Source organism: Planktothrix sp. (assembly GCF_046067725.1).
Lineage (GTDB): Bacteria > Cyanobacteriota > Cyanobacteriia > Cyanobacteriales > Microcoleaceae > Planktothrix.
This window is the reverse complement of sequence record NZ_JBJUDF010000032.1, coordinates 1-17,803: the sequence shown is the minus strand read 5'-3', so window position 1 is coordinate 17,803 and position 17,803 is coordinate 1. Positions and strand designations below refer to the sequence as shown.

The 17,803-nt window shown below is 39.1% G+C and carries 12 protein-coding genes and 1 pseudogene; 5 read left to right on the top strand and 8 right to left on the bottom strand.

All coding sequences use genetic code 11. The features are described 5' to 3' along the window. The 4 genes and pseudogenes from ACKPEB_RS01845 to rpsP all read right to left on the bottom strand — a co-directional run. Positions 1–100 (bottom strand): annotated as a pseudogene (locus tag ACKPEB_RS01845) (heme utilization protein HuvX); the annotation flags it as partial. A 99-nt stretch (positions 101–199) separates the two neighbouring features. Continuing rightward, on the bottom strand, positions 200–1,159 hold the full coding sequence (locus ACKPEB_RS01840; RefSeq protein WP_408963073.1) for a PhoH family protein: 960 nt from the start codon (positions 1,157–1,159) through the stop codon (positions 200–202). Between the two features lie 285 nt (positions 1,160–1,444). Beyond that, on the bottom strand, positions 1,445–1,822 hold the full coding sequence (locus ACKPEB_RS01835) for a KH domain-containing protein (RefSeq protein ID WP_408963072.1): 378 nt from the start codon (positions 1,820–1,822) through the stop codon (positions 1,445–1,447). Between the two features lie 19 nt (positions 1,823–1,841). Then, positions 1,842–2,129, bottom strand: coding sequence for a 30S ribosomal protein S16 (gene rpsP / locus ACKPEB_RS01830; RefSeq protein ID WP_408963071.1), 288 nt, complete (start codon positions 2,127–2,129; stop codon positions 1,842–1,844). Positions 2,130–2,280: 151 nt separating this feature from the next. Between rpsP and ACKPEB_RS01825 the strand changes: the two genes are divergently transcribed. Next, positions 2,281–3,357, top strand: coding sequence for a hypothetical protein (locus ACKPEB_RS01825; RefSeq protein ID WP_408963070.1), 1,077 nt, complete (start codon positions 2,281–2,283; stop codon positions 3,355–3,357). A 107-nt stretch (positions 3,358–3,464) separates the two neighbouring features. Here the strand turns inward: ACKPEB_RS01825 and ACKPEB_RS01820 are convergent, their stop codons facing one another. Then, positions 3,465–3,866: an HPF/RaiA family ribosome-associated protein gene (locus ACKPEB_RS01820; RefSeq protein ID WP_408963069.1), complete on the bottom strand. Its 402-nt coding sequence runs from the start codon at positions 3,864–3,866 to the stop codon at positions 3,465–3,467. A 618-nt stretch (positions 3,867–4,484) separates the two neighbouring features. Between ACKPEB_RS01820 and ACKPEB_RS01815 the strand changes: the two genes are divergently transcribed. Next, a complete protein-coding gene (locus tag ACKPEB_RS01815; protein ID WP_408963068.1) occupies positions 4,485–4,943 on the top strand; it encodes an AAA family ATPase in 459 nt (152 codons plus the stop codon). Between the two features lie 59 nt (positions 4,944–5,002). On the opposite strand, the gene ACKPEB_RS01810 is transcribed toward ACKPEB_RS01815, so the two are convergent. Then, positions 5,003–11,245, bottom strand: a complete 6,243-nt coding sequence (locus tag ACKPEB_RS01810) for a translocation/assembly module TamB domain-containing protein (RefSeq protein ID WP_408963067.1) — start codon at positions 11,243–11,245, stop codon at positions 5,003–5,005. Positions 11,246–11,633: 388 nt separating this feature from the next. Between ACKPEB_RS01810 and ACKPEB_RS01805 the strand changes: the two genes are divergently transcribed. Further along, a complete protein-coding gene (locus ACKPEB_RS01805; protein WP_408963066.1) occupies positions 11,634–13,013 on the top strand; it encodes a hypothetical protein in 1,380 nt (459 codons plus the stop codon). A gap of 54 nt (positions 13,014–13,067) precedes the next feature. On the opposite strand, the gene dnaK is transcribed toward ACKPEB_RS01805, so the two are convergent. Continuing rightward, positions 13,068–14,972, bottom strand: coding sequence for a molecular chaperone DnaK (gene dnaK / locus ACKPEB_RS01800; RefSeq protein WP_408963065.1), 1,905 nt, complete (start codon positions 14,970–14,972; stop codon positions 13,068–13,070). A 956-nt stretch (positions 14,973–15,928) separates the two neighbouring features. Here dnaK and nblB point away from each other — a divergent pair. Beyond that, the gene (nblB, locus tag ACKPEB_RS01795; protein ID WP_408963064.1) at positions 15,929–16,591 is read left to right on the top strand and encodes a phycobilisome degradation protein NblB; all 663 of its coding nucleotides are present in this window, start codon (positions 15,929–15,931) and stop codon (positions 16,589–16,591) included. A gap of 69 nt (positions 16,592–16,660) precedes the next feature. Here nblB and ACKPEB_RS01790 read toward each other — a convergent pair whose 3' ends face one another. Then, on the bottom strand, positions 16,661–17,470 hold the full coding sequence (locus ACKPEB_RS01790) for a tetratricopeptide repeat protein (RefSeq protein WP_408963063.1): 810 nt from the start codon (positions 17,468–17,470) through the stop codon (positions 16,661–16,663). Positions 17,471–17,656: 186 nt separating this feature from the next. Here ACKPEB_RS01790 and psb28 point away from each other — a divergent pair. Further along, on the top strand, positions 17,657–17,803 hold a 147-nt coding region (gene psb28, locus ACKPEB_RS01785; RefSeq protein WP_408963074.1), incomplete at its 3' end, for a photosystem II reaction center protein Psb28.

Sequence of the window (17,803 nt, the reverse complement as noted above, 5' to 3'; positions counted from 1 at the left end):
GTTTTCCCCTCACTTCTAACACCGCCGCACTACTGGTAACAATTAACCGTAATGTTCCCAAATTTTCGCACGCGTCTAAAAATTCTTTGAGATTACTCATGGTCTAAAATCCAGTTATAAATCCTTTTTACTTCTAAATTTTACTAGAATTCTGTAACCTTTCACTGGATTTTTTTAACCGAGAGGTTAACCTCCTGATTTAGTTGCTTTTCTCGTGTTTTTCGTAAGCAGCAACAATGCGTTGGACGAGGGAATGGCGCACCACATCCGCTTGAGAAAATTCACAAAAAGCAATTCCCTCGACATTTTTTAAGATTTTTAACGCTGTTGTTAACCCCGATGTTTGATTGGGTAATAAATCCGTTTGGGTAATATCTCCCGTTACCACCATTCGAGAGCGAAACCCTAAACGAGTTAATACCATTTTCATTTGAGCCGGAGTTGTATTTTGGGCTTCATCTAAAATAATAAAAGAATTGTTTAACGTCCGACCCCGCATATAAGCAATAGGAGCTACTTCAATCACGCCGCGTTCCATTAAATTTGCGGCTTTTTCGGGGTCTATTAATTCATACAGTGCGTCATATAAGGGTCTTAAATACGGGTTAACTTTCTGTTGTAAATCTCCGGGTAAAAAACCCAATTTTTCCCCGGCTTCTACCGCCGGACGAGTTAAAATTAACCGTTCATATTGATCCGATAATAAGGCTTGTAACGCTAAAATAGCGGCTAAATAAGTTTTTCCCGTACCCGCAGGGCCAATACAAAAGATTAAATCCTGTGTCCGCATCGCCTGAATATATTGGCGTTGGCGAAAGGTTTTAGCGCGAATTTCTAGCCCTCGCCGAGTTTTAGCAATTACATCACGCTGAAGGTCTTTAAAAGTATCTTCTTGATGGGTATTAATCGCATGACGCGCCGTGAGAATATCCACAGAACTAATGGGTTTTCCGTCTTTCCAAAATTCTTTTAAAGATTCGATTAATTTTTGACATAATTCAATCTGACTGGCGGTTCCACTGATGAGTAATTCCTGTCCTCGCATCACCAGTTGAGCGCCTGTTTGTTGAGATAGAATTTTGAGATTATCTTCTTGATAGCCAGAAAGCGACATAGCACTTTCGATGCTCGGTAACTGAAGGGTAAATCGCTCAGTCATGATAATAGGATTAACGTTTTCTCAATCAATGATTCCGATGTCAATCAATAACACTCACAACTAACAGTAATTAACAAAAACCAATCCAGCAAATCCAAACTTATTTCCCTCTTTTTATCAATTTTTTAATATGCTATTCCCTGTTCCCTGTTCCCTAGTATAAAAGGGTTGGGCAAAACGCTCTGGCTCAATTCAAGCCGATTCTGCCCAACATTAAAAAATTCGTCTCACCGTTAATCTGTCCTCAGACGTTGGTTTTACCGCTTAGGACAGACCTAGATCACGTTATTCTTCATATCTTCGGTTCAAACGAGGCTTAGAAGGAGACGCAGACGGAGATGAGCGTGTGGGTCGAGTCCGCCCTGGATATCGCCCCGGAGGACGATGACTAAATGCCTCTCTCGGTTCCCGTTCCCGATGCGTCTCATCGGGTTCGCTATCGTTATAGATATCCAAATAAACCGTTTCACCAGAAGCGGCAGCAAGTGACATTAAAACCATGCGAATGGCTTGAATATTACGACCACCGCGACCATAAACCCGTCCCTTATCTTCGGCTTCCACCGCCAACCGAATCCAAGTTTTACGCAGGCTAGAAAAACGCTCACAATCGACCCGCAAAGAGTCTGGCGACTCCAGAAACGGCTCGATTAAAAACCGCACCAGTTCGTCATAATTGGGGTTAGACTGCGGATTCTGCGGTAGTGGCTTCGGGTTGGACTCCAGACTTGAGTTGTTCAAAAACATTTTGTTTTCTCAGGATGCTACGCACGGTTTCAGTCGGTTGCGCCCCTTGTTGTAAGCGGCGGACAATGCCAGGGACATCCAAACGAACTTCATCGGTTCTGGGGTTGTAGAAGCCCAGTTCTTCTAGGGGACGACCATCTCGGCGAGAGCAACTATTCATCGCCACAATGCGGTAACTAGCTTCCCGCTTTTTTCCGAATCTCTTTAAACGCAGTTTGATCATTATTGATTCAAAACACTCCTCTATCAATTGTAAGCTATTTTTCAACAACCGAGTCACTTGTTTAGGGAAACTTTAGCCAACAATGGCTGGATGGGTGATTAACCCCCCTACCTTGACTCACCCCTTAGCCTGAACCAGCCAACATCTACCCATGTCCTTATCCCGATTATCCCATTGGATTAACCTGAAAAAAAATAGTCGTAAACTTGTGATCTCTGCCTTGGGTATTTTGCTCCTGATCTTAAGTTTACAGTTTGGGAACAATTTTCGCACTCCAACCCCTGAAAAAAATTCATCGATTTATCAACCCTTAACGACCATTCCTCCCACCGCCCAAAAAGTAAACGTTGGGATTTATGCTCAAAATATTTATGAACTGAATGCGTCGAGTAATACTTATTATCTGGATTTCTATTTATGGTTTCGTTGGAAAGGCAAAATTGACCCGATTACTCATTTAGAATTTATGAACGGTGTTGAAGATTGGGGGCGAACCATCGAACCGGCTTACGAAGAACCTAAACAACTCAAAGATGGAAGTTTTTATCAAATTCTTCGAGTTGAAAGTCGGTTTCGAGAACCCTTTGAATTTTCCCGTTATCCCCTTGATGAACAACGCTTAGGGGTAACGATTGAAAATGCTGTTTATCCGTTAGATGAATTAGTTTATATTGCTGATACTCAAGAATCGGGTCATGCTGCGGATTTAACAGTTCCAGGGTGGAAAATTAAAAATTCTCAAATTAAGGTTTTATCCCATCCCTATCCTTCTAATTTTGGGGATTTAGACCAAGAAAGCAATAGTTCTGTTTATTCAACAGTGCGGTTTGAAATTAACATTTCCCGCCCCATTAGTTTCTTTACCTGGAAATTATTACTGCCGTTATTTGTTGTTTTATTTTCCAGTTGGGGTTCCTTATTACTGTATCCGGTCTATGTTGACTCTCGGATTATTCTTCCTACCACTGCTTTATTAACGATTGTGTTTCTACAACAATCCTATTCCGATTCTTTACCCGATGTCGGCTATTTGGTTTTATTAGATAAAATCTATGCCTTAGTCTATGTTTTGATTATCGCTGGAATTTTAGAAACCATTATTACAGCCGATTGGATCAAAAGTGGACATTCTGAATCCATTTTTCGGGTGAAAAAACTTGATCAAGGATTCTTAGTTGCTAATATTTTGATTCTAGCAGGGGGAGTCATGCTGATCTTACTGTTATAAATAGGATAAATTCTGAAAAACCTGGTTTCTTGTTCTTTTCCTCAAGATTCAATGATTCAATTCTGCATAGAAACCAGGTTTTTTTATTTCTGTTCAAACGCTAATCTTTAATCAACTTTTACTATTTCGGGGACAGAATAGAGTTCCATGTCTTCAGAAGCATGGGTTTTCACTTCATCCCGTTGACGTTGAACTAATTCAACCAATTGACGACGAGCCGCTTCAAACGCATCTCGAATTACCGCTTCTAAGGATTCATATTGAATTCCTTCCCCAGGGTTTTCTGATGCCGCTAACTCATGTCCGGGGGGTACAGTAATATCTAAACGCACCCGGTAGGGAGAACCGCTTTTTGGACGATCATGGATTTTTTCAACCACAATCCGACAACTGCTCATATAATTACAATATCGCTCCAATTTGGCAACTTTTTTATGAATTAACTCATCCAGATAATCGGTTTTTTTCACATCTCGATAAGTAATTTCAACAGGAATTTTCATAGCCATTTAATTTCCGTAAATTTAAAATCTGGTTGGATGTCAATATAAACTTTATTCTTGCCGAATTTCCTCTGTCAGAAGTTGGAAATCAGTGGTTGATTCCACAAGCATTCTCAACTGAGAGGAATATTGATTTTGCTGGCGAGTGGCTTAAAACCGAGAACAAAATCATGCCGCTTGTCTTGCTGGGTCAACCAATTCAAGCTAAATTGATGAGTAAGGTTGTTAATCTAATCGACTCAGAACTGTTCCAGTGGTTCACATCGTCAATAACTCCATAGGAGTTTCAAATCAAGTTAACTTGTAATGGAAAGTAAATTGGTCATGAATTTCCCCCAACTGATGAACATTTTCAAGAACTATTCTTTATTCATTTTGCTGTTGTTGGGAATTTTGTTCACTCCTTTATGGTCTATTGTGAGTTCAGCACAAACTTCCAATACTTTATAAACTCAAACTCTTGAATATCGTCTCATAGTTTGACTAATCCAAATGCAGGAAATGATCTCTCTAAAGGAAGCGCTTATAACCCCGATGCTGATCATCGCTCATTTGAAGCGATGAAACTGTTTTTTGAAGAATTATTTTAACGCTTTGGGGTGTTGGGTTTGAGGTGTAAAAGTGATGATTTGTCATTTTATGATTGGTGTTCCGGGTTCGGGAAAGTCTACGGTTGCTAACTATTTAGCAAAACAGACAAAAGGTTTAATTATTTCAACGGATCAGATTCGAGAACAACTTTATGGGGATGCAATTATCCAAGGAAATTGGTCAGAAATTGAAGCTGAAGTTTTGCGACAAATGACAATTGCGATCGCTATTTCTCAACCGATTATTTATGATGCAACCAATGCTTATAAACAGTGGCGACTGGAATTGTTAGAAAAAATTGCCTTAATTTCTCCTGAAATTCCCCGTTATTGGATAGCTTGGCTGTTAGAAACTCCCCTAGAAACTTGTAAACAAAACAACCAAAATCGCCAGCGTCAAGTTCCTGAATCTGTTATTGAACAAATGGCAAAAGCGATCGCTAATTCTCCCCCTACTTTATCAGAAGGATTTATTAAGATTTATTATATATAGACAAGGAAAAGGGAACAGAGAGGAAAAAGGAAATTCAATCTTCAAAAGTTAACAATGAACTAAAATCGAGTTTCATACTCAAAACGAATTTCACTTTCATTGATAAAATTAGTTGCTCCCCGTAACAATAAATTATCATTAAGTCGATAATTAATATTAAATAGAAACGGTTGATTAGCAGCTAAAACCCGACTTAAAGACACATAAACATTATCAGTAACATCTAAACCCACTTCAATTCCTACTCCTAATGCGGAAGCTCTACCTGTGGAACCTCGTTCAGCAACTCGTGAGGGATAAATTCTAAATTCGGTTAATCCCGTTGCATTAATAATATTCTCTTGTAACTTACCAAATAATCCCGCGCTGGCAATATTTGCTAATACTAAGGTACTATCATCTTGAATTCCTTGAATCACACTTCCTCCCAATAAAGCAACTAATTCATTTTGAGAACGAGGGGGAGAACTTTGTAACTTAATAATATCATTAATTTGTGATGCAGGGCCGTTAACAATGGCAACAATCCGAATAGTTCGTACTGTCCCAAACCGAGATGGACTTAAGGCTTCCGTTTGTTCAGCCGGAAATGCTGAAGGGGTCGAAACAAACCTGAGTGCTTCAGGAACACGGGTGACTAAACGAACATTTAAAATGGGGTCAAGTCCCTCCGAAGGAACAAAAATGGCTTGTTGAGGATAGCCTCGATCTAATCGTAATTGACTGGTATAAAGGTTCACTTGTCCTCCGATTAATTCAATGGTTCCTTGAGGACGAATATCATTAATACTTGCTAAACCTCCATTAAGTTGAATGGTTCCTTGGGCGGTAAAATTAATTAAAGGAGCATCTAAAATTGGAGGAGTCATGACTTGAATATTATCAGCTAACGTGAGTTTTAATCCATTTAAACTGACATTAATGGGAGGTTTAGGATTATCTAGGGTATCTGTTGGTAATGTAGCGGTTTCTTGAGAAGGTAAAATTACTTTTCCTTGACTTAATACCACTTCTCCCCCTAATTTTGGTTTTAAAGCTGTTCCTGTAATTGTAATCAAACCGGAAGCATTTCCTTTATAGAGATCAGGTAAATTTAGGGTTAATTGATCTAAACTTAATTGTAAGGGAGTCTTGAGATCAGAATCCGTCGCCTCTAAGGGACGAGACACGGGTAAAACACCACTTAAAAGGATATTTCCTGTTCCTCTATCTCCTTGTAATTGTCCTTGAATATCTTTAACTAAAATGCGATCGCCTGTAAATAAAGCCGTCCCACTTAATCCGACAATAGATTGTTCTAAACTGCGAGCGGTTAAGATTGCATCTTGAATTTTAAATAATCCTTCAGGTTTAAGATCCAGTTTAATTCCTCCGGTTTCGGGTTGTTGCAATGTGCCACTAATTTTTAATTGTACTAATCCCTTTCCTTCCTGCCAATCTAACTCAGGATTCAGTAAATTAATGACGGCTAATCCTTCATCTTTAATATCGACTCGGACATCAACTAAATCGCTTTCTGGAGTCACTTCTGCAAAGGGTAATTTAAACGGTAAAGTTCCTTTAAATTCAATCGGATCAACTTCCGTTACTAATAAACTCCCTCCAAATCGTAAACGAGCATTATTATAACTAAAACTGCTTTGGGCTTCTTGAACTGGATCACCATTCACCGTTGCTTCTAATAAAGTTAATTCCCCCGATGCTTGCGGATTATTTAAGGTTCCTCCCACACTCGCTCTCAGATTTAATTGTCCGGTTAAATCAACATTCGGTAAATCAACAATTTTCTCAATTTCTTCTAAACGAACATTTTTCACCCGCAACTGACCAGAGGGTTGTTGATTGGCTAAATTTAATTGTCCCCGAAAATCATATAATGCAACACCGGAACGGAGTTGAATGGGTTCAACTCGTAAAACATTATCCGTTAAATTTGCTTCTAATAAAAACTGATTAGCCGTATATTTTCCATAATTCCAATCTTGACCTTTAATTGTTGCTGTTGCTTGAATTCCTGATTGAACTGAACCTTGAAAAGCAATTTCTCCAGTAAATTTTCCTTGTAAATCTTGTAATGGTGGTAAAGGTTTCTCCACCGCCGCTTCAATTGATTGTTGTAAAATCTCTTTAATTTCTTCAAAGCGTCGTAATTGTTGTAATAAAGTCGCATCTCCAGGTAAACCAACGGGAACCGGAGTCACTTCTGCTGCTGTTGCATAGTCTGGGGGTTTTAATCCTCTAGCTAAATCTTCTAAATTAAAAATTTTGAAGGCGGTTAAAACATCTTGTAAACTCCCTTGAGGAATTTTAATTGTCCCTTGAAATTGATTCGATACGGTGGATAAATTTTGAGTTTGAGGTGCAGAAAGACTGGCTAAAATTTCAGAAATATTAGCTTGAGTATTAATTAAAATTTGAGTGACTCCTTTCTTGAGTTCAGCATTGGTTAACTCAGCAATTCCATTTTGATAATTAATAGTTCCAACAAAAGAATCCGCTTCAATATATCCTAATGTTGGGTTTTGAACGGTAACATTTCCCGTTACACCGATTTGATTAAGATTAAAACTGGCTAAATTAGAAACACTAATTTCCCCTGATGCTTTACCTTTTAAAACCCCAATATTTAGTTCAGCTAAAGGAGCAAGACTTAAGGTTTGTAGGGGAAATTGTTCTAAGTTAACGTTTAAATTATTTCCTTGGGATTGTCCGACTAATAAGCTTTCATCCCGTTTAACTAAAAAGGAAACAGGTAAATATTGATCATCTAAAACCAGTTCAATTTTATCTTGTTCTCCGGCTAAAGCAATATTCACCTGTTGACCCGGACTAATATTGACGGTTCCCGCTAAAATCGGATCAAAAGTAATATCCCGAAGAGCGAAGTTATTTAATCTTAAATTGCCGTTTAAATTTAAGGCGGAAACCGTTCCAGTTAACTTGCCATTAAAATTAACAATTCCCGCGACAAAAAAGCTATCTTCCGTTGTCAATTCTGGGGGTAAAATTGCTAAAATATTCTGGGCTAAGGAGGATTGTAAATCAAAATTATTCACCCGAACATTTAAGTTTAAATTAGAGAATTGAGGGATGCCATTACCTTGAAATTCAACTCCGACTAATCCATCGGTTGAAAATCCAGGGGTTTCTGCTTTTTGAATATTAATTTCTCGACCATTCCAAGATGCTATTGCATCAAAAGGTTGTTTAATAATAGGTAATTCTGTTAGTCTTAATTGACCGAATGCTTCAATTGTTGTAGGATTCAAAGTAGTAATGTTTCCTTGTCCAAGGATTTCAGTATTTAATAATCCCCTTAATAAAGGTATATTTTCTGCTTGATCTAGCAGTCCATTTTGACGTAAACTGGCGGTCAGTTCAGGGATTTGTGATTCTACTAATTGTGAGAACCGATTTAAAGCAATTTGATCCCCTTTAATGGCTGCATTCCATTGTCCTTGTAAAGTTTCTCCTGTTGCTAGAATAATGCCTCCCTCTTGACCTAAATTGACTTGACTATCCAGGGTAGCGATTAGATAATTAGGGGAAAAGTTAGTTAAATTTCCGTTAATTTTTGCAACTCCTTGGAGAAATCCTCCTTGTAAATTTAAGGCGTTAATTTCAGCCACTAAACTCGGTTGTAAATTAGCAAAAGGTAATCCTAAATTAACTAACGGTTGTAAAGGAATTTGATTCGTAATCACTTGAGCCGTTAACTGACTATTCTGTAATTTTCCTTCTGCATTTAAAGTTCCTCCAAAATTGCCTAAATTGACTTGTCCTGATGCGTTAACAATGATATTATTAAGGTTGAAGTTGTTTAAATTTCCGGTAAAATTTCCACCGCCTGTTAACTGGCTGTTCCTCAGATCAAGACTTTGAATTTGGGTCTGAACATTAGCGGGTAAATTAGCAACGGGTAAACCGATATTAATCAAAGGATTTAATTGAACGTCTCTGGCGTTAAATTCTCCTTGCAATTGTCCTTGATTTACTTGACCGTTGGCGGTAATAATTCCTCCTAAATTCCCTAAATTAATCGTTGTTTGTGCGGTTCCATTGAGACTATTAGGGGTAAAATTATCGAGAGTCCCGTTAATCGATCCGGCTAGTTTTAAGGTTCCCTGACTAACATCTAAGTTTTGCAGTTGTGAGCGTGTTGCTGGGGGTAAATTTGCTAGGAGTAATCCAATATTAATTAATCGAGGTAAAGCTAAATTATTACTAAAAAATTCCGTTTGAAAGAGTCCGTTTTGCAGTTGCGCGATCGCATTTAGGGTGCTATCCTGAAAATCAAGTTGAATTTGACTATCTGCGATTAATGTATTCAGAGAAAATTCTTTCAAATTTCCTGATAATTGGGCTGATAAGTTTAAACGTCCATCGGTTAAATTAACGGATTGAATTTGTTGTTTTGTTGTGTCGGGAATAGCCGCAAATAATACGCCTAAATTGACTAAAGGTGTAATCGCAATTTGATTTCCTAATATTTCTGCATTCCAAATATCATTATTATTTTTTTGAGCAATTACATTCAAATTTCCATCAGCAATTTTAACTTGTGCTTTCGCCGTCGTTCCTGAAAATTGAGCTTGACCGCTTAGGGGATAGGTTGCGGACGGTAAATTAAATTCAGCTTCACCTTTTAACTTATCTAAATTTCCAGTAATTTGAGCATTCGCTGATAAATTACCGATTTGAAAATTCGGTAATAATCCATAGGATTGCGCGATGGCATCTCCGGGTATATTATTAACTATAAAATCTAACTTCACCGTCGGATCAAATTCCACTTTTCGGGTTGTAATTTCCGGCTTTTGAGGTAAGGAAGGTAAGGATTGATTAGGTGTCGGTTTTTCTGGACGAATAATAACTTGATCACCCGGTTGAAGTTGTTGCGGTTGAGGTTCTAATAATGCGGTTAATCCATTTAATTTAATTTCCCCATTTCCCTTAACTGAACCGCCAACAGAAGGAAGAATTAATAAATTTTTAACTTCAATAACCGGATCAACTAAAATATTAAAATTAGGATCAAATTTAGTGAATACATTAAAATCAGTCTGAATCGTATCAAAATAAACCCGATCTAATAAGATTTTTTGGGTAGTCGCAATGCGTCCTGAAATTTCTGGGGTTTGTAAATACCCTTTAACGTTTATCTCTCCTTTGACTTCTCCGGTTATGGGAAACGGTAATTTTACAGGTTCTCCTTGAATTCCTTCTATGGTTTTTAAGAAGGTGGAAACTTGAACAGGTTGTAAATTAGCGGCTAAATTAACTTGACTTTTTGCTAATTCTAAATTAGAATTAGTTAAAATAGAACCCTTCAAATCAAGAGCCAAATCTCCCATTGTGGTGTTCAACTGATCAATCATCAGTTTTGTTCCCGCAAATCGCAAATTCGCTTGACTTAAATTAACCACATCAGGAAGAGTATCAACCGCCACTTGAACTTGATCTAAGTTCAGCGTTCCTCGTACATCTAAGGGTTTATAATTCTCTAATTTAACGCTTAAATTTGTATTTAATTTTCCCTGTTTTATAGAAACCCCTGGAGTAGAAACAAACCATGCAATTTCAGGTAAATCCAAACGATTTGCACGAATTTGGGCATTAACTTTACCCGGTTCTAGTAACGCATCTCCCTTAATCGCAAACGTGCCATTGTCCCCAATTTTTCCTACTAAATCAGCTTGAATTCGCTCATTATTGTCGCTTAATTTAGCTCTAACTTGATCAACAGCAATTAAAATCGGTTTTTGCGTTTTATTTCCTTTAGAATTAGCCTTTAAAAGTTCATAAGGCATTAAATTAATTTGAGCATTTTCAATAGCAATGGTTCTAAAAACTAAAGTAATTGGGGGATTTGGATCTAAATTTAGCTGAGTATTTAGCCAGTTTCCTGATGCGTCTTCTTCAATATAAATATTGGGTTTAACTAACGTAATATCCAGTTGAACTTTTGGTTGATATAAAGATAAAAGGGAAAATTGAACTTCTACAGCTTCCGCTACAGCTTTGTCAGTATCCGTTGCTGTGGGTGGAATCAATGACTTTCCAAAACGAATACTATTGAGGGTAAATCGTTCAACGGAGCCGACATTAACAGGTCGTTGTATAATCGTTTCTAAGGTATTGCTAACAATCGGTGCTAACCGATATCGAATAAACCAGGCGGCGACTGTTCCCAGTGTTAACAGCGTGATTCCTGATCCGACACCTCCCCAAATCAGCATACGCCTTAACCGTCGTCGGGGATGTAAAATTGGTTCCGAATTGTGATTAGGAGAATTACTCATCTCAAATCTGGCTCTGGGTTAATCACACAATATTATAAAAGTCATGGCTCAAGCTTCCCCTTTGAAACTCTAATGGTTTGCCAAGGCTGAAAGAAGGATGTACGATTTGAGTTTGATTGATTAAAACCAAGTTTGTGAGCAAAGTGCCACATTCAATACAGAATTTTGCGGGCTGAGAATTGTTGAATCCACAACTAGGGAAAATTTTATCTATCATTGTTTCATGATCTGTATTTGAAATTGGAATTTTGCTCATTTTCATCCATCTTAGGAGCTTAAACTCGGTTTTAATCTCCAATTAGGGGGTTAGACTTCTGCTCCCCTTAAAACTAAAGGCATAATAAAATATCCATAATTTAAGTTCAGTATATAAGGTGTGTTAGTCAACATGGGTTTAGAACAGAACTACAACAAACAGTGCTTAGACAAGCTAATCTGGGCGATGGAGCAGTTGAAAATTGAAGGTAGCAGCCCAGAACTACCTAAAATTGCAGAACTGATTGTACAAACCATGACTGGGCCTTGGCGCTATTTTCACACGCCGGATCATATTTTTGAAGTGGGGGGGTCTGATGATCCCATTGAAGTTTTAGCCGCATTGTTTCATGATGTTGTTTATGTGCAGGTCGATCAAAGTGTTAATTTTAATTTAACTTACTATATTGCCCCCTTTATTCGCCAAGTTGGAGAACATTTATTAATTCGGGATGCTGAAGACTTACCACTGGATCAAAGCTTTGAAATGGTCAGACAAATCTTTGATTTTGCCCCCGGTCAAACCTTGTCTCCCATCAATGGACAAAATGAATTTTTAAGTGCATTAGTTGCCAGCAAAGTGTTAGAACCCTTGCTCCCGTTAGAATTTTTAGTGCAGATTGTAGCTTGTATTGAAGCAACTATTCCCTTTCGGACAACAACGGAATTAGGAAGCAATAGCGATATTTTATATCAACGGTTAAAGGATGTTTGTGAAAGGTTTCAACTGAAATTAACTGATAACGAGTTAATTGAAACGGTGAAACGTTCCGTTAGACTTTCTAATCGAGATGTGGGGAGTTTTGCCAATGAAAGTGCTGCTAGTTTTTTAGATAATACCTGGAATTTACTCCCAGAAACCAATCACTATCTCAAAAATTCCAGTTCCTATACGATTAGTCAATATCGGACAGCTTTACAAAAAATGGAAGGGTTTATGAATTTTATTAAACCTGAAATTATTTTCCATCAATTTAAAGACGATCCTGATGAATTAACCTATAAAGGGTTAGTAGCCAGAGCCAGAAAAAATATTGAAGTCGGACGTTTGTATTTAGCCAGTAAGTTATTTACTATTGCTTTTTTAGAAGCGTTATCCTTACGATTTGGGCGAGTCATTCCGGTTTCAACTTTAATGGGGGAAATGCCAACAGACGGGTTTTCTGCCGTTTCTTTAGTGGATTTTCTCAGCCCCCCGTCTAACCCTCACCAACCGAAAACGGAATTAGAAAAAACGGTTTTAACATTACTAGATAAAGGCCGTACCCAAAGTTCATCCTATGATATTAAAAATTCTCCATTAGCAACCTATATGGTTCAGTGTTTAGGATTTGATCAAATTATCTATCAACGCAACCGTGCCCAAGAATTTTTCCAGCAAAAAATCAGCCATGAAGACTTTTTAGCCGGGATTGATTCTGATGTTAAAAAAGCGGTCACCCATGGCATTGTTCAATTATTTGATTCTCGGAAAGCCGCCCTTTGTCAAACAGATGGACATCCTCTCAATTAAAAATCCCCCCTGTTTAACCAGGAGGGACTAATCGTTTAAAACTGAATCACTGGATTATTTAGATTCGGTGAAATCAGCATCAATCACGTCATCGCCACCGCTTGGGGGTGTAGAACCGCCTGCGCTGGGGCCACCGTCTTCAGGAGCAGCGCCACCCGCTTGTTGATAGATATTAGAACCCACCGCAAATAATTGTTGTTGTAAATCTGTGGTCAGGGTTTTGATCTTCTCATCGTTATCTTGGCTGATAGCTTCCCGCAGGTCTTTAATTAAACCTTCAATCTTGGTTTTATCCGCTTCGGGAACCTTGTCACCCAGGTCGCTGAGTTGTTTTTCCGCTTGATAAGACAGCGTATCGGCTTGGTTTTTGCGTTCGATGCGTTCCCGACGTTCTTTGTCGGCGGCGGCGTTTTGTTCGGCTTCCCGAACCATCCGTTGCACTTCATCATCGGGGAGGGTAGACGCACCCGTAATGCTGATGGATTGTTCTTTACCCGTTCCTTTATCCTTAGCGGTAACGTTCAAAATCCCGTTTGCATCGATATCAAAGGTCACTTCGATTTGAGGAACACCACGCGGCGCGGGAGGAATACCATCGAGGCGGAACGTTCCCAAGCTCTTGTTGTCGTTCGCCATTTCCCGTTCTCCTTGGAGAACATGGATTTCAACGTTCGTTTGACCATCAACCGCAGTAGAGAACACTTCGGATTTTTTGGTGGGGATGGTGGTGTTGCGAGGAATAATCTTAGTCATCACGCCACCGAGGGTTTCCACACCCAAAGACAGAGGAGTGACGTCTAACAGCAGAATGTCCTTGACTTCACCCGCTAATACCCCCGCTTGAATGGCAGCACCAACGGCTACCACCTCATCCGGGTTAACGGTTTGGTTAGGTTCTTTGCTTAAGACATCCCGAACTAACTGTTGAATGGCAGGTATCCGGGTTGAACCTCCGACTAACACCACTTCGTCAATGTCGGTTTTGCTGAGTTTGGCATCACGCAGGGCATTTTCCACGGGAATACGGCAACGGTCAATTAAATCCGCACAGAGTTGTTCAAATTTTGCCCGCGTTAAGGTCATGTCCAGGTGTTTTGGCCCATCTTGAGTTGCGGTAATGAAGGGCAGGTTAATTTCCGTTTGGGTAACGCTGGACAGTTCTTGTTTGGCTTTTTCAGACGCTTCTGTTAACCGTTGTAAAGCTTGTTTATCTTTACGAAGGTCAACGCCTTCTAATTTTTGGAATTCTTCGGCGAGGTAGTCAACGATTTTTTTATCGAAGTCGTCTCCACCCAGGTGAGTATCCCCAGAGGTGGCTAATACTTCAAATACACCGTCACCGACTTCCAGAATGGAAACGTCAAACGTACCGCCTCCTAAGTCAAAGACTAGGATGGTTTCGTTGCTTTTTTTATCTAAACCATAAGCTAAAGATGCGGCGGTGGGTTCGTTGATAATCCGTTTAACTTCAATCCCTGCAATTCTACCTGCGTCTTTAGTGGCTTGACGCTGAGAGTCGTTAAAATAGGCAGGAACAGTAATAACAGCTTCTTTAACAGGTTCGCCTAAATATTTACTGGCATCATCAATCAGTTTTCTCAGCACTTGGGCGGAAATTTCTTCCGGCGCAAACTGTTTGCTACGAGCAGGACAATCTAATTTAACGTTACCTGTGCCATCGCGCAGCACTTTATAAGAAACTTCTTTAGATTCGTTGTTGACTTCTTCTGATTTACGTCCGATAAACCGTTTCACAGAATAAAAGGTGTTTTCGGGGTTCATGACGGACTGACGTTTGGCAATTTGACCCACCAGTTGGTCGCCATTTTTAGCAAAAGCAACAACGGAAGGTGTGGTGCGTAACCCTTCAGCGTTGGCAATAACGGTAGGTTTGCCCCCTTCCATCACGGCGACGCAAGAGTTAGTGGTTCCTAAGTCAATTCCGACTACTTTTCCCATAGGGTTTATAGTTCTCCGTTTACGACAAAATAAAGTTAGGTTCTGTTTGAGATGAGTCGTCTTGATACGACTTCTGGACTACTGCTCTAACCCAACTGCATCAGGGGGCGAGTCCAATTTCAATACAGTTTTTAAGATACGATTGCTTATCTCTATACTGGGGGCGGTTTGTCCATTCCTTGAAGGTGTGTTTACCGAACAAGAGTTAGGTCGGTTGAACTTCAGATTTGGACATCTGCCCTGTGTTGTTCATGTTTACTACTGTAGGAATTGCGATCGCTTTTGGTATTGTGGCAAACCGTATATTTTGGGTTGTAGTTTCCGACAAAATTGATTCATTACTTGTTTCTAGGTAGAACCTAGAAATGATATTAATAGAGGCTCCGCCTCAAATCATAACAGGAGGCAGAGCCTCATGATTTTCATTCCAATGCAGAGCATTGGAACGAGGGAAGGGTTATAAATAATATCTGATAAAATAAGAATTAAGTTATATATTTCTAGGGCTTAACCATGAGTCAATGCCTTAATCCTGATTGCATCCAACTTAACTCTAAAATCACAACTCCCTGAACCTTTATCAATTTGTGAGTATGTAGAAGCTAAATTATAAAACTGCGATCGCTACCTGTAGGGAGTTCAGAAACCTGGTTTCTTAATTGAGCTTTCTGTTAATAGCAAAGGTTAAGGCAGAAACCCGGTTTCTTAATTGAGCTTTCTGTTAATAGCAAAGGTTAAGGCAGAAACCCGGTTTCTTGGATCTCTGAATATGGAAAAAAAGTCAATTATTATAGCAGTTAAGAGTTAAATTTGTGCTAAAAAACTGAGGATCAAACCTAGACCGTTAAGTTTTTTCTCCCGGTTTCCAGTTTCCGGTGATATTAATGTCAAAAAACGTGATATTATCCCATTATTTCAAAAGAGTTTAGAGTGTTCATTTCACAACTTTAATTTTTATGACAATTACCCCCGAATCTGTGCAAGAGTTGTTAAGTTCTAGTGATTTAGGCGATCGCTTACGAGGTGTCAATCAACTCCGAGAGTTAGAACCTGCCATCGCCTTTGAGTTAATTCAAGTCCCCATTAAAGATAGTAATAGCCGAGTTCGATATGCTGCGGTGAGTCAGATGGCGACTTTAGGAGAACAAAATTTAGAAACCGCTTATGAAATCTTACGCCATCATTTATTAAATGATCCCGAAATGGATGTACAAGCCGTCGCCGCCGATGGACTGGGTGCGTTAAAATTTCGAGAGGCTTTTGATGATTTACAAACGGTCTATAACGCCACATCAGAATGGTTACTTAAACTCAGTATTGTTGCAGCAGTGGGAGATCTTGAGGAACCTCGTGCTTTTGAATTATTAGAAAACGCATTACAAGAAGATAATCCCTTAATTCAAACCGTTGCGATTAGTGCATTAGGAGAATTAGGAGACCAACGGGCAGTTCCTTTGTTAGTTCCTTTTGCCACAAATTCAGACTGGCAAGTTCGTTATCGAGTCGCCCAAGCGTTAGCTCGTTTAGGAGGAAGTGAAGCGGAACCTTTCTTGAAACAATTAGCGGAAGATGAAGTGGAAATTGTCGCTCAAGAAGCGAAAGTTATATTCGGAAATTAAATCATTTTTTATGAGATGATCTCCTGAAATTCCTGTAGAGACGTTGCATACAACGTCTCTACTACTTGATTATTTTAAATTCAAGAAATGATTTAAAGCCAGAACAACTTTTGGCGGCCATCGTCGAACGGTTTTCACCCAATCAATATTTTTATATCGGGGGTCAAGCCCAACCACAGCTACCCAATTACTTTCCGCTTCTCCTGGTTTTCCCAGATCCCATAAACAAGCGGTTAACGCCGCACGCATATCGGCAAAGTTAGGATATTTCCGCACTAAATTTTTCATGGTTTTAATCGCATCTTCTGGTTGCCCAATTTGATATAATGCTAAAGCATAATTAGCACGAGCAAAGGAATAATTTCTATCTAAATCACTGGCTTTTTGATAATCTTTAAGGGCGGCTTCCCATTGTCCTAATCCTGCTTCTGCATTCCCGCGATTATTATAAGCAATAGCATCATTCGGATTAATTTCTAAGACTTTATTATAGTCGGTGATCGCTTTTTCCCACTGTCCTAATCCTTCATAAGCAACGCCTCGGTTTAAATAGGAATCAGGAAAATTAGGAGCTAATTCTATGGCTTGATTATAATCAAAAATCGCTTCATTGAGTTTATTTTGACTGACTCTAACATTACCTCGGTTACTCCACATTGCGGGATTTTCTGGATATTGATTAATAATTTCAGTCCAGTAGGTTTCCGCTTGGGCAAATTTCCCTGTTTGAGAGGCTGTAAACGCCTGTTGAAGCATCGTATCTAAATTGGAAGAGGCGGATAGATTTTCAGCCCAAAGAGGGGTAACACTGACCCCGGTAATAACTAGGAGACTGAACAATAAGGTTAAGGTTTGATACAACCAGCGAATCTTAGACATGAATTGAAACAAGCGAAATCGAATGAAATCATTGTACTCAAAAGCAGAAGCATCAAATCATCGGTCAATCATGGATGGTGTGTGTGCTGTGCTGACCTATCCTCTGGGGATTTTATGTTTTGGATTGTCAGATCGTGAGATAATTAGAGGTTAGGTCTTAAACGAACAAAGGTTTAACAAGATAATATGGTCGCTAAAATTCAGTTTTCAAGAGGAATTGATGAAGACGCAATTCCTGATGTCCGGTTGACTCGTTCACGAGATGGAAGTCAAGGAACTGCAACATTTTTTTTCCAAAATCCCAAAGCATTAGCCGATGATTCTACGGAAGAA

Coding starts and splice junctions, on each gene's coding strand:
- ACKPEB_RS01840 (WP_408963073.1), bottom strand. CDS start 1,159: ATGACTGAGCGATTTACCCTTCAGTTACCGAGCATCGAAAGTGCTATG.
- rpsP (WP_408963071.1), bottom strand. CDS start 2,129: ATGATCAAACTGCGTTTAAAGAGATTCGGAAAAAAGCGGGAAGCTAGT.
- ACKPEB_RS01825 (WP_408963070.1), top strand. CDS start 2,281: ATGTCCTTATCCCGATTATCCCATTGGATTAACCTGAAAAAAAATAGT.
- ACKPEB_RS01820 (WP_408963069.1), bottom strand. CDS start 3,866: ATGGCTATGAAAATTCCTGTTGAAATTACTTATCGAGATGTGAAAAAA.
- ACKPEB_RS01815 (WP_408963068.1), top strand. CDS start 4,485: ATGATTTGTCATTTTATGATTGGTGTTCCGGGTTCGGGAAAGTCTACG.
- ACKPEB_RS01810 (WP_408963067.1), bottom strand. CDS start 11,245: ATGAGTAATTCTCCTAATCACAATTCGGAACCAATTTTACATCCCCGA.
- ACKPEB_RS01805 (WP_408963066.1), top strand. CDS start 11,634: ATGGGTTTAGAACAGAACTACAACAAACAGTGCTTAGACAAGCTAATC.
- dnaK (WP_408963065.1), bottom strand. CDS start 14,972: ATGGGAAAAGTAGTCGGAATTGACTTAGGAACCACTAACTCTTGCGTC.
- nblB (WP_408963064.1), top strand. CDS start 15,929: ATGACAATTACCCCCGAATCTGTGCAAGAGTTGTTAAGTTCTAGTGAT.
- ACKPEB_RS01790 (WP_408963063.1), bottom strand. CDS start 17,470: ATGTCTAAGATTCGCTGGTTGTATCAAACCTTAACCTTATTGTTCAGT.